Here is a 12184-nt window from a genome sequence, read left to right as displayed (position 1 = left end):
GTCATTCATGCCACACATTGTCGTCAAACTCATTCCCGGTAAAACCGAGCAGCAAAAGCAGCAACTGGCTGACCAAATCACCCAGAGTGTGATGCAGGTTCTGGATCACGGCGCCGATCCAGTATCGGTGGCCTTTGAAGAAATCAGCCTGGATGACTGGGCCGAACAGGTGTACCGGCCCGAAATCAAAGCCAAATGGGACAGCCTTTATAAAAAGCCCGGCTACGAGATGTAATACCCGGCGCCCCTTGGGGCGCCATCTTTTTTCAGGAGTGCATTTGGTGCGCAGTAACGGCGATAGCCTCACCTTTATCGGCGCCGCGTTATCGCTGGTGGCCACCTTTGTTGCATCGGCAACCCCCATTCCCCTTTATGGCCTGTACCGCGCCCAGGATGGCCTGAGCTACGTGGATTTGTCCCTAAGCTCGGTGGTGTATTTTGTCGGGGCGGTGTCGGCGCTGCTGATCTTTGGCCGCCTCTCAACCCACCTTGGCCGCCGGCCGGTGTCGATACTGGCGGTGCTGCTGGCGGCCCTGGCTTGCCTGTTCTTTTTGCACCTGCATCAGGTTGCGCCGCTGCTGATAGGAAGGCTGCTGCAAGGGCTGGCCTGTGGCCTGGCTTCCACAGCACTGGCAGCCTGGATAGTGGACGCCTCCCAAAGCGTGCCCGAATGGGTGGCGCCAGCCGTGATCAGCTGCGGGCCCATGACTGGCCTGACTATCGGTGGTATCGGCTCAGGCGTGCTGGTGGAATACGGCCCCATGGCGCGCCAGTTGCCATTTTTGGTGGTACTGGTGTTGCTGGTGCTGTGCATGTTGCTGCTGGCCCGTGGCCGCGAAACCATGGCGCTTCAACCGGGCCTGCTGGGGGCGCTCAAACCTCACTTTGCCCTGCCGCCGGCGGCCAAAAAAGCCTTTCCGGTGGCGGCCTGTGTTTTTGTCTCGACCTGGGCCCTTGGCGGTTTCTTCCAGGCCTTTGGCCCGGCCATGGCCCGTGAGCAGCTCCATTCCACTAGCGCCGTGGCTGCCGCCTTGGTGTTTGCCTCGGTGATGGCGCCAAGTGTCATTGGTGCATCCATTGCCGGGCGTTTTCGGCCGGTACCGGTGCAGCGCCTGGGCATGGTGGTTTTTACAGTGGCGTTATTCGGGCTGCTGCTGTCGCTAAAGGCCGGTTTGCTGGCGACCTTTTTGCTGGCCAGCGTGCTGGCCGGTACCGCCCAGGGGGCAGTGCTTGCCGCCAGTATCCAAACCATGGTGGCCGGGCTTGCCCCCGCCCAGCGGGCCAATGTGTTGTCGGTGATTTACGCCACCTCCTATACCGGCGCCGCCGTGCCTACCTTGATCGCTGGGCAAATGTCGGAGCGCTTTAGCCTGCTGCAGGTGGCCTGCGGCTATGGGGTTTTGGCGCTGGTGGGTTGCCTGTGCGTATTGGCCGCCGCCAGGGAGCGCCCTGCAGTTAAGGAACAACGTCATGTTTAACCGTTTTACCCTAAGTTCGCTGCTGCTTTGTGCCAGCGCCTTTGCCTCTGCCTCAGAACCCCAGGAGCCTGCCATGCGCATCCGTATTGATATTCAGGGCCAGACCCTGAGCGCCACCCTTAATAGCCAAAGCAGCGCTGCCAAGGATTTTTACAGCCTGCTGCCGCTTAGCCTGACTTTGACCGACTACGCCGCCATCGAAAAAGTGGCCGACCTTCCCAAGCGCCTCTCTACCCAGGGCGAGCCGTCCGGCACCGCCGCCAAAGCTGGCGACATCACCTACTACGCCCCCTGGGGCAACCTGGCCATTTTCCACAAGGACTTTGGCCGCGCCTCCGGGCTGGTCAAATTGGGCAGCATCGAGGGCAGCCTCGAACTGCTGCGAAAATCCGGCCCGTTGGCGGTGACCATCCGCCAGGCCGAGCAGTAAAACCGCAGGTAACCGACGCAATAAAAAAGGCCGCTATTGCGGCCTTTTTTTAGGGAGCCAGGGCGGCTTTGAGGCGGTTTAGGCCCTCTTGCACCCGGGCTCTGTTGGTGGCGATGTTCATCCGTAAAAAGCCTTCACCGGCCTCGCCGTAAAGGGTGCCGGCGCTTAGCCACAGCTGATGCGCCATCAGGGTGTCGGCGAGGGTCTGGCTGGGTTGGCCAAAGGCCTGGCAGTCAAGCCACACCAGGTAGGTGGCCTCCAGCCGGCAGACCTTGATTTGCGGCAGGTGCTCGGCCACAAAGGCGGTTACCAAGGCGTAGTTATCAGCCAGGTACTGGCGCAGGGCGTCGAGCCAGGCTTCGCCCTCGTTGTAGGCCGCCGTCAGGGCCGCCACCGCGAACGGGCTTATCTCGCATACCTCGTTGATATTGATTTGCTTATCAATCAGGCGGCGCTTTTGCGGGTCGCAGGCCAGGATATTGGCCACATGCAAGCCGGCCATATTAAAGGGCTTGCTGGGGGATGAGCAGGTCACCGAGCCTTGCAAGAAAGCGTCGCTGATGCTGCCAAAGGGGGTATGGGTAAAGCCCGGCTGGGTGAGGTCGCAGTGAATTTCGTCAGATACCACGGTCACGTTGTTGGCCAGACAAATCTCCCCCAGGCGGGTCAGCTCTTCCTTGCTCCACACCCGGCCCACCGGGTTGTGGGGGTTACACAGCAGCAGCAGGGTATTGCGCGGGTCTGCCGCCTTTTGCTCAAGGTCGGCAAAATCCATGCGGTAGTCGCCGTTTTCCAGGCGCAGCGGGCTGTCGATTTGCCGGCACTGGCTGTTACGGATGGACGAGAAAAAGCAGTTGTAGGCCGGGGTTTGCACTATGACCCCGTCCCCTGGCTGGCAGAGCGCCTGGATAATGGCCGACAGCGCCGGCACCACGCCGGTGGTGAAAATCAGCGCCTCGCGGTCAAATGCAAAGCCGTGGCGGCGGGCGAACCAGCCGGTTACCGCCGCAAAGTAACTGTCAGGGACCTTGGCATACCCAAAGAGGCCGTGCTGGGCGCGCTGGGTTAGCGCGTCGATGACCGCCGGGGCGGTGCGAAAGTCCATGTCGGCCACCCACATGGGCAGCACGTCGGGGTCTTGGGCGCTGTCCCATTTCACGCTGTGGCTGCCGCGGCGGACAACCGGGGTGTCGAAATCAAAATCCATGAGTGTCCTTAGGCGCTGGCGGTATTCTCTGCGGTGATAAGGCATGCACCAGGGTTAACGCAATGGGCATCGAGGATGATCTCCCCAATGGAGCCGGCGTTGATGCGCCCGCCCTGGGGGTTTTTCACGCTGTCGATATGGCCTTTTACGTCGGCAGTGAGGGTGCTGTACTCAAAGGCCAGGTCGGTCTCTTCCATGATGCAGTTTTCCAGCACCAGGTTGGTGCAGTAGCAAAGGGCCTGGGTGCCGCGCAGGGTGCAGTTAACCAGGCGCAGGTTCTTTGAGTGCCAGCCTAAGTATTCGCCGTCGATCACCGAGTCGTAAACGGTGACGTTCTCGCTGCCCCAGAAGGCGTCTTTGGAATTGAGGTGAGAGTTGCGCACCACCACGTTCTTGGCGTCCTGGAAGCTGTAGTTGCCTTGCAGGCGCAGGTTTTCCACCTCGATATTGCGGCCATTCATAAAGAAGTAGTCGCCGTTGGCGGCTTCGATGTTGCGCAGCACCACATCACGGCAGTTCCAGCCGGTTTCTTCGGCGTTGGGCATCTTGAGGTTTTCGGCCACCAGGTTGTCTACTTCCCGGAACATCTTGGGGGCATCTACCTGGCAGTTGCTGATGCGCACGTTCTGGCTGTACCAGATGGCGGTGCGGCCGTAGACGGTGAACAGGCAGTCGTCGATCACCACGTCATGGTTGTGCCAGAAGGGGTATTTGCCCATGAACTGGCAGCGGTAAGCCTCGACATGGTGACTGTGCTTGATGGCAGACTCGCCCGGGTAGAACTTGACGTTCTCAAAGCGGGTATGGTTGGCGGCAAAGCAGGCGCGCTCGCCTTCGAAAAAGGTGTTTTTGATGAGATGCATGGATACGGCTCTTGGCTGGTCAAAAATGGCTGGCCGGGTGGCAAGGGACCGGCCTCGTGATGCGGTATCGGCCTGATGGGCTGAGGCTCGGCTAGCCGATGGCCCATTAAACGCCCCGGCCTGAACTCAATAAATAGGCTGGATTGGCATGGACCTATGACTTGGCGTCATAAAAGCGGGGTGTCGCAATGATGGGCATAAAAAAGCCGGCCCTGGGGCCGGCTATGTAAAAGGCGTGCTCAGTCTTTTTTGACCGGGCCTGCCAGGTAGTCTTCATCGGACACCGGCTCAAACCAGGTAACCGGGCTGCCGTCTTGGGCCTCTTGCACGGCCACGTGTTGCATCGCGGTGGTGTCGGTGGCGCCGTGCCAGTGGCGGCGGCCACAGTTGCACCAGATGAGGTCGCCAGGGCGAATTTCGGTTTTCGGGCCGCCTTCGCACTGGGTCCAGCCCACACCGTCGGTTACCAGCAGGGTCTGGCCGAGGGGATGGGAGTGCCAGTTGGTGCGGGCGCCGGGCTCGAAGTTCACCACCGCCAGGCCAATGCGAGACGGGGCGGGGGCATTGAAGATGCGGTCAATGCGCACATTGCCGGTAAACCAGTCGGCCGGGCCTTTGATGGCCGGAGTGGCACCGGCGCGGTGCACCAGCATGTCTAGGTCTTTGTTATCGGTATTGCTCATCACCGGCTCCAGTTGCCTTGGGTGGGGTGATGAAAAGATAACAGTGCCAGATTGCGCTGATAATATGGCTAATTAAGAACCCTGTTTTAAGAGGTACTTCACAATGCCGTTGCCAAACCTGGATGAACTCAAGGTATTTGTGGCCGTTGCCCGTGAGGGCAACTTTACCCGCGCCGCCGCCCATCTGGGGGTGTCGCCCTCGGCGGTGAGCCAGACCTTGCGAACCCTCGAAGAGCGCCTTGGGGTGCGGCTATTGACCCGCACCACCCGCAGTGTCACCCGCACCGAAGCCGGAGAGCGGCTGCTGCAAAACGTGGCGCCGCTGCTAGAAGAAATCGACGGTCACCTGGCAAGCCTTGCCGAGCTGCGCGACAACCCGGCCGGCACCGTGCGCATTACCGCCGATGAATTTGCCAGCCGCCATGTGCTGTGGCCCAAACTGGCGCCGCTTTTGGCCAGCTACCCTGAGCTCACCATCGAGCTCATCACCGACTATGGCCTTACCGACATCGCCGCCGAGCGTTTTGATGCCGGAGTTAGAGTAGGGGGCATGATAGCCGCCGACATGGTGGCGGTGCCCATCGCGCCAAGAATGCGGCTGATGACGGTAGCGGCGCCGGCCTACCTGGCCGAAGCCGGCACCCCACAAACCCCCGAGTCGCTGACGGCGCACCGCTGCATTAACCTGCGTCTGCCCACCCACGGCGGCCTTTATGCCTGGGAGTTTTCAAAAAAAGGGCGGGAATCGCGAGTGCGGGTGAGCGGGCCCCTTATCATGAACAGCTCCCTGCAAATTCTTGATGCTTGCCTGGCTGGTATCGGCTTGGCGCAACTGCCCAATGGCCTGGTGGAGCCGCACCTTGCGGCCGGGACGCTGGTGGAGGTGCTGGCCGACTGGTGCGAGCCCTTCGACGGCTACCATCTCTACTACCCCAGCCGGCGCCAGCAGACCGCGGCCTTTAAAGTGGTGGTGGAGGCGCTCAAACTAAGGTGACAAAGGCAGTGGGCACTGCCTTTGTCTGGGCTCACAGCAGCCGTTCGGCCAGAGCCCTTAGGGTAAATTCGCGGTTGGGCGCGCGATTGGCTGGCTGCGAGGCATAAGCGGCAGTAACCGGGTTTATCATCATTTCACTGACCCCAAGCTCTTCGGCGAGGCTGGCAATTTGGCGCGCGGCGTTATCTGGCGAGCCGATTATCCACGAGCGCAGAAACATCTCCACCAGCCCCCGGTAGCGGGGCGGAAACTCCACCCTGTCGGCCTCTTCGGCCAGCAGCTGCGGCTCTACCGGCTCGCCGGAGCGAAAGGCCGACATAAAGTAAAGCTGCGAGCGGGCCAGGCGCTCGGCTTCCTGGTCGGTGTCACCCACCACCACAATGGCCGACACCAGGGCCTTGGGCTCGGTCAGCCAGATGCTGGGTTTAAAGCGCGCCTTGTATAGAGCAATGGCCTCTTTGGCGCCCTCGGCGCGGATGTGATAGCCAAAGGCGTAGGGCAGGCCAAGCTCTGCTGTCATCTGCGCAGAATACGAAGAGGTGCCCAGTATCCAGGGCGCCGGGGAACTGGTGGCATTGGGCACCGCCTGGACGGTCAAAGCGTCTTCGCCTTTGCCTATGTCCGTGCCCTCGGGGCGGATAAAGGCCAGCAAATTGAGCAGATCGTTGATCATCCCTTCGCTGGTCTTCATTGGCGCGCCGCCTCGCAGCGCTGAGCTGGTTGTCCAGTCGGCGCCGGTTGAGCGGCCAATGCCAAGGTCAACCCGGCCGGGAAAGCAGGCTTCTACCAGGCCCATTTGCTCGGCCACCAACAGCGGCGGGTAGTGGGCCAGCAGGATGCAGCCGCCAATGCGAATACGGCTGGTGGCAGCGCCAATAACCGGGGCAAAGCTGGCGGTATGGCTGGCTGCCACGGCGTTAACGTTATGGTGCTCGGCCAGCCAATAGCGATGATAACCAAGGCGTTCGCCCAGTTTGGCCAGCTCCAGCATGGAGTTGAAGCAGTCGCTTGCCGACTGGTTCGAGCGAATAGGCCCGATGTCCAAAATCGACAGTGTCAGTTTGTTGCTCATGGCGCTCACTCCTTGGGGCGCCAGGCAATGCCAAGCGCCATTGAGGCACCTGCGGCAATAAGGGTTGGGGGCGTGGTACCGCAGGTGAACAGATATTGGGGGAGCTTCGCGGTATCCAAGGCCTTAAAAGTGAAGCGGTTTCACTTATAAGGCCTTGCGAACCGGCTTTCACCTGGGGGCGGTTTCAACCGGCCGGGGTGAAAGGTAATAGCGGGCCTTAACGGCCACAAAACTCAGCCTTTTTGCTTTTTCTCTGCCCAGCGGGCAATGCTTTGGGCAAACAGCGGGGTTTCACGCTGGTTGTGGTCGCCACTGGCGTCCTGACGAGCCGCCGCGGCCTGCTCAAAGGTTTGGCCGTTTTCGGCAATAAAGGCCATAAAGGCGTCGGTGGGGTGGGAAACCACACGGTTGGTGTAACGGGTGGTTTTCTCGTCCACCGCTTCAGCGATGAGCTCCCAAATCACATTGACCTGGGTACGACCGGCTTTGGTGAATACATCGGAGATGGAGTTCATTTTGCAATAAGCTGGCGTTGCCTCTTCGGCGACATAGTGCTGGATAACCAGGCCGGTGCCAATTTGCTCAACGTTGATGGACATACGGCGGCCATCGTCAGTACTGGTGGTGCCAGCTGAAATGTGGTCCGGTGCGCAGCAGCGTTGATATTCTGCTTCGGGCAGGTTGAATAACCAGTCGGCAATGTCGACTTGCTCAAGAGGGACATTGATGTCGAAGGAAAATGCAGATTGCGACAGGATTTTATCTTCAAGAACTTTCATTTTTAAATCCTCAACTGAAAGTGATAATGGCATCATTTCTCTGCCATGAAGGGGGCGAGATATCGTCTGCCTTAACCCTTCGCTTTCAACACTACTCAGCTGGGATTTGACCAGCAATTATACTGTGAAATCAGCGTGATACACTTTGGTATACGCTTAGAAAAACAGCCGCGCATGGCATTAAAGGCCTGTTCATCTTCGCCGTTTTTTGAGGGGGATTTAGCACCGCTTGGGTAATTGGGTGGTGAAATGAATCCGGTGATAAAGCCAAAGAAGGTGGTAAATAGAATGGGCTGGTGGCAGGTAGTCAATAACCACCATGGCAATAGTGGGGCTGGGTGTCAATCTATACGCCGGTATAATAGAGAGCAGTGCGCCTTTTTTGTTAAATTTTGACCAATCCCAGCGCTGTATTCCGTTTTTATTTTGCCAAAGGGAAGGTAAAGCGCCAAGGTGTTTCAATGTTGTTTTTGTTTTGGGAATAAAGCGCTCGCTATTGGGGCTTTTTTTACATTATGAAAACGAGTCGCCAGGGTAAAAGGGCAAATGGTTTTTTATTTTTCGCCGTATTGTCGCCTTTTCGTTTTATTGCTGTATTTGAGGCCATGCGGCGCTTTTAAGGGCGCAGGCCGCGTCCTTTTTCGTTAACAGAGAATACACGCCTTGGTGGCGTTTTTTCTTATCCGCTCAGGAGTCCCTATGCAACAGGCCAGTTTACCTCGGTCAACGCTCTTTTTACTGGCCATGGCCTGTGCAATGGCGGTGGCCAACATCTATTACAACCAGCCGTTGCTGGCACTGATGGGAGAGAGCTTTGGCCGCAACGCCGAGCACTCTGGCCAGATAGCCACCGTTACCCAGATGGGCTACGCCTTGGGCCTGCTGATGTTTGTGCCGCTGGGGGATCTGTTTGATCGCCGCAAGTTGCTGACCTTCCTGGCGCTAGCCAACGGCGCCAGCGCCCTGGTGGTCGCGGCGGCGCCGTCCTTTGCCTGGTTGTTGCTGGCCAGCGCGCTGCTGGGGCTGACGGCGGTGTCGGCGCAAATCATTATCCCGGCGGCAACTGCCGTGACCGATCCGGCCAGCCGAGGCGCGGTAATAGGCACGTTGCTGAGCGGCCTTTCTGCCGGTTTGCTGTTTGCCAGAACGTTGAGCGGCGCGGTGGGGGATATTTGGGGCTGGCGCACCATGTTTGTAGTGGCCGCCGTGCTTAACCTGGTGTTGCTGTTTATCGTGCGCGGCCGAGTGCCGGCCCATAAAGTGACTCAAAAGCAGCCCATAGGGGCCTTGTTTTTGTCTCTTTGGACACTCATTCGCACCGAGCCTGTGCTGCGCCGGGCCAGCCTAACCGGTTTTTGCTTTTTTGCTGCTTTCTCAAGCCTGTGGGGAACGCTGGCCGAGTTGGTCAGCGAGCCGCCCTTGAGCTTGTCGGTCACCCAAATCGGCTCCTTTGGCCTGGTGGGCATTGCCGGCCTGCTGGCGTCGCCCTATATCGGCCGGGCCGTTGACCGTTGGCACGCCAAGGCTGTTACCCTCTTTGGCGCCATGCTGGTGCTGCTGGCCTTTGTCCTTATTGGCTTGGTGCCGGCCAGCATTGTGGTGCTGCTGATTGCCATGGCGCTGGTGGATATTGGCAACCGCTCTGGCATGGTCAGCAACCAGCACAACATCTATTCGCTGTCTGAAAATGCCCGTAGCAGGTTAAATACCCTCTATATGGTCTGCTACTTCCTGGGTGGTGCCAGCGGCACTGCCGTGGGCAGCATCATGGTGGGCGCCATGGGCTGGGTTGGGCTTAGCCTTACTGGCATCGGCTTTGTGCTGGTGGCAACGGTGCTGCAACTGACCAATAGGCGCTAAAACTCTTTAAAAAAAGCGGCACAGGCTCTATGGCCTGTGCCGCTTTTTTGTTGCCGCTCAGGCGAGCTTGGCGTTGCGGTTTTGCAGGTAAATCAACCGGCACTGCACCACAAAACCCACCACAAAGAGCGCCAGCAATATAAGCAGGGTATTTAGCACCACCGGCGCCATGGGAGCGCTGGCCAAGGGGTGCGCTACCGGCAGCCGGGTCAGGGTCTCATTGGTGCCCGGCACTAAAGACAGGAAAAAGCTAAAAGACAGCCCAAAGGTATAGAGGTAGGGGCGCAGCCTGCCTAAAAAGCGCAGGCGAGTCGCCAGCATGGCCCCGAACATGATGAACAGAATAAATACCCCAAAGATATGCCCGGCATTGAGGCCCCCAGTGCTGGAGACGCCGAACGAGGTCAACACGGCCAGCACCATACTGACCCAGTAAACCTTACCGGGGGTTTGGCTGGTGTCTATCTTGCGATAGCGCACGAAGCTGTAGATCCCCGCCACAATGGGGACCAGGCTAACCAGGGTGTGAACAACGCCTAAGGGTGAAATGGGGTGTGCCATGGGATAGACCTCTTTGGTTAAGGGTTAACCTGCGGCGCCAAAGGGGCCGGTAGGTGTTGTGTATCAAACTCTGTCTACTAGTTGGTAGGTTGACGGTGCCAAAAAAAGGGGCCCAAGGGACCCTTGTGTTGGCACCCGATCAGGCCACCAACTTCTCTATCAACAAGGTAGTAATGCTTTGAAACGCCTTTGTATCTTGGCAAACCCTGGCCGACATCATGGCGCCGTGCACCGTGGCCATAAACACCTCGGCCTCCAGTGCTGGGGCCTGGGTTAAGCGAAGCTGCCCGCTTTGGCTGCCTTTTTCCATCAAGCTTGCCAGCCAGGCGGCCAGATCGCTGAAGTGGCCACGGATCTCAAGGGCGATGTCATCGGGCAGGGCCGGCAGCTCGGTGCCCAGCATGGCGCAAAGACAAAAGGACGAGACTTGGCCTTCAATGCAATTTACCCAATACCCCAAATACGCCTTGAGCTCGGCTAAAGGGTCGGCAAGCTGCGTGTCTAGCGCCGCCATACCGGCCCGCGCTTCTTCGCGGTAGCGGGCAACCACCACCCGCACCAGCTCTGCTTTGCTGGGGAAGTGATGATGGATGCTGGCCTTGCTGATGTTTACTCGCGCCGAGATGTCGGCATAGCTAAAGCTGTTGTAACCGCCAGCCTCCAGCAGGGTACGGGCGTGCTGGGCAATCTCTGCCGCTTTGGGGGAAAGTGCTGTGCTCATCGCCACTACCTCTGCCTGGGGCCGTTAACCGGCTGGTATCTCTTGAGGTGTGAATCTACTAGTTGGTAGGTTGACTGTCAATGGGCTGGTGTAAAAACAACCAAGATACGTTTTGCGGGCTGGCGCTGTTTCGCTAAGAGCGCTCGGTGCGGATAAACAAAAACGCCCCGGCACTGGGTACCGGGGCGCTTTTATGAAGGCAGGTTATTGCTGGCGAGCCGCTTTTACCTGCTGGGCCGTTACCTGACCTTGCTGATCGCCAAAGTGATGCAGCATGTAGTTGGAGATGGCGGCGATATCCTGGTCAGAGTAAATCGCACCAAAGCCGGGCATAAACTGGGTCGCGCCGCCAACGTTGAGCTGGGTGCCGTTGAGGATCACCTGCACCAAGGCGTGGCCTTGTGGGTCATTCACCGCATGGCTGCCTTTAAGGGAAGCGTACTGTGTCTGGCGCCCGGCGCCGTCCCACTGGTGGCAACCGGCGCAATCGCCCTCAAACAACATTTTGCCCCTGGCGTCGGCCTGTAAGGCGGCATTGGCTGGCAGCACTGCATTGGCGCCTTTGAGGGTGGCAGGGTCGATATTGACCTTGCCGCTGCCCTCGCTGGTGCGCGGCGACACGCTGCGAAGATACGCCACCAGGGCATGAATATCGCTTTGAGTGAGGTACTGAAGGCTATGTTCTACCACCTCGGCCATGGGGCCGGCGGCAGAGCTTCGCCCCGGCGCATGGCCACGGGACAAAAACTCGGCCAGTTGGGCGTTGCTCCAGTCGCCAAGGCCGTAGGCGTCATCGGAGGTGGTGTTGTACGCCTTCCAGCCTTCGAGGTCGGCGCCAGCCAGGTAGTCATGAGACTTGGTGGCAAAGCCGATACTGCGTGGCGTGTGGCACTCGCCGCAGTGGCCAAGGGCGCCGGCTAGATAAGCGCCCCGGTTCCACTCTTCACCTTTGGCCGCATCGGGCTGATAACGCTTGGCATCAAGGAACACCGCGTTCCAAAAGGCCATGGTCCAGCGCTGGTTAAAGGGGAACGACAAGGTATTGGCCGGCGGCGCCTTATGCACCGGTTTGAGGCTCATCAGGTAGTGCTTGATATCCAGCACATCGGCGCGGCTCATTTGCACATAAGAGGTGTAAGGCATGGCCGGGTACAGCAGGCCATGGGGGCCAACTCCTTCACGCACGGCGGCCACAAAGGCGTCGTCGCTCCAGCTACCAATGCCGGTTTCCTTATCTGGTGTGAGGTTGGTCGAAAAAATTGTGCCAAAGGGCAGTTTAAAGGCGCGGCCGCCCACATAGGGCGTACCGCCGTTCTCGGCGGTATGGCAGGCCACGCAATCGGCGGCTTTGGCCAGATACTCGCCGTGGCTCATGGCGCCGTTCAAATCCGCTGGCACCCCGGCAACAGGGGGCACTGGGTCTGGCCCTCGGGGGGCAAAGCGGCCATAGGCCAACAGAGCGCCGGCCGCCACAACCGCTACCGCTACGGCAACACCCAGCAGTTTCTTCCAAGACATGCGTTTCTCCACTGCGTT

The 12184-nt window shown here is 59.2% G+C and carries 13 protein-coding genes; 5 read left to right on the top strand and 8 right to left on the bottom strand.

Annotation, left to right across the window (positions count from 1 at the left end; genetic code table 11):
• The first annotated feature begins 7 nt into the window (after positions 1 to 7).
• From AC22G1_RS14530 to AC22G1_RS14520, 3 genes are read left to right on the top strand one after another with little or no spacing between them, the layout of a single operon-like run.
• A complete protein-coding gene (locus AC22G1_RS14530; RefSeq protein WP_487314004.1) occupies positions 8 to 235 on the top strand; it encodes a tautomerase family protein in 228 nt (75 codons plus the stop codon).
• Positions 236 to 281: 46 nt separating this feature from the next.
• Positions 282 to 1478, top strand: coding sequence for an MFS transporter (locus tag AC22G1_RS14525; RefSeq protein ID WP_487314003.1), 1197 nt, complete (start codon positions 282 to 284; stop codon positions 1476 to 1478).
• Positions 1471 to 1908 (top strand): cyclophilin-like fold protein, encoded by a 438-nt coding sequence (locus AC22G1_RS14520; RefSeq protein ID WP_487314002.1) that lies wholly within the window; start codon positions 1471 to 1473, stop codon positions 1906 to 1908. The genes AC22G1_RS14525 and AC22G1_RS14520 overlap by 8 nt, the downstream gene beginning before the upstream one ends.
• A 49-nt stretch (positions 1909 to 1957) precedes the next feature.
• Here the strand turns inward: AC22G1_RS14520 and AC22G1_RS14515 are convergent, their stop codons facing one another.
• The 3 genes from AC22G1_RS14515 to AC22G1_RS14505 all read right to left on the bottom strand — a co-directional run bounded on the left by AC22G1_RS14515 (position 1958) and on the right by AC22G1_RS14505 (position 4661).
• Positions 1958 to 3115 (bottom strand): MalY/PatB family protein, encoded by a 1158-nt coding sequence (locus AC22G1_RS14515; protein ID WP_487314001.1) that lies wholly within the window; start codon positions 3113 to 3115, stop codon positions 1958 to 1960.
• A gap of 8 nt (positions 3116 to 3123) precedes the next feature.
• Positions 3124 to 3978: a DUF3737 family protein gene (locus tag AC22G1_RS14510; protein ID WP_487314000.1), complete on the bottom strand. Its 855-nt coding sequence runs from the start codon at positions 3976 to 3978 to the stop codon at positions 3124 to 3126.
• Positions 3979 to 4217: 239 nt separating this feature from the next.
• Positions 4218 to 4661 carry a (R)-mandelonitrile lyase gene (locus AC22G1_RS14505; protein ID WP_487313999.1) on the bottom strand — a complete coding sequence of 148 codons (444 nt, stop codon included), beginning with the start codon at positions 4659 to 4661 and terminating at the stop codon, positions 4218 to 4220.
• Between the two features lie 103 nt (positions 4662 to 4764).
• Here AC22G1_RS14505 and AC22G1_RS14500 point away from each other — a divergent pair, with 103 nt between their 5' ends.
• Complete coding sequence (locus AC22G1_RS14500; protein ID WP_487313998.1) at positions 4765 to 5655, top strand: LysR family transcriptional regulator; 891 nt, start codon at positions 4765 to 4767, stop codon at positions 5653 to 5655.
• A gap of 31 nt (positions 5656 to 5686) precedes the next feature.
• Here the strand turns inward: AC22G1_RS14500 and AC22G1_RS14495 are convergent, their stop codons facing one another.
• Together AC22G1_RS14495 and AC22G1_RS14490 are read right to left on the bottom strand one after the other, a co-directional pair.
• Complete coding sequence (locus AC22G1_RS14495; RefSeq protein ID WP_487313997.1) at positions 5687 to 6727, bottom strand: MsnO8 family LLM class oxidoreductase; 1041 nt, start codon at positions 6725 to 6727, stop codon at positions 5687 to 5689.
• Positions 6728 to 6960: 233 nt separating this feature from the next.
• Positions 6961 to 7506 (bottom strand): hypothetical protein, encoded by a 546-nt coding sequence (locus AC22G1_RS14490; RefSeq protein ID WP_487313996.1) that lies wholly within the window; start codon positions 7504 to 7506, stop codon positions 6961 to 6963.
• Positions 7507 to 8205: 699 nt separating this feature from the next.
• On the opposite strand from AC22G1_RS14490, the gene AC22G1_RS14485 reads away from it, so the two are divergent.
• Positions 8206 to 9366: an MFS transporter gene (locus AC22G1_RS14485; RefSeq protein ID WP_487313995.1), complete on the top strand. Its 1161-nt coding sequence runs from the start codon at positions 8206 to 8208 to the stop codon at positions 9364 to 9366.
• A 57-nt stretch (positions 9367 to 9423) separates the two neighbouring features.
• Here AC22G1_RS14485 and AC22G1_RS14480 read toward each other — a convergent pair whose 3' ends face one another.
• From AC22G1_RS14480 to AC22G1_RS14470, 3 genes are all read right to left on the bottom strand, one after another.
• Positions 9424 to 9927 carry a hypothetical protein gene (locus tag AC22G1_RS14480; RefSeq protein ID WP_487313994.1) on the bottom strand — a complete coding sequence of 168 codons (504 nt, stop codon included), beginning with the start codon at positions 9925 to 9927 and terminating at the stop codon, positions 9424 to 9426.
• Positions 9928 to 10066: 139 nt separating this feature from the next.
• Entirely contained in the window at positions 10067 to 10648 is a 582-nt protein-coding gene (locus tag AC22G1_RS14475) for a TetR/AcrR family transcriptional regulator (protein WP_487313993.1), read from the bottom strand.
• A 204-nt stretch (positions 10649 to 10852) separates the two neighbouring features.
• Entirely contained in the window at positions 10853 to 12166 is a 1314-nt protein-coding gene (locus tag AC22G1_RS14470; RefSeq protein ID WP_487313992.1) for a c-type cytochrome, read from the bottom strand.
• Positions 12167 to 12184 lie beyond the last annotated feature (18 nt).

The organism is Gallaecimonas zhanjiangensis, from assembly GCF_057624825.1.
This window is presented reverse-complemented; position numbering and strand designations above follow the sequence as displayed.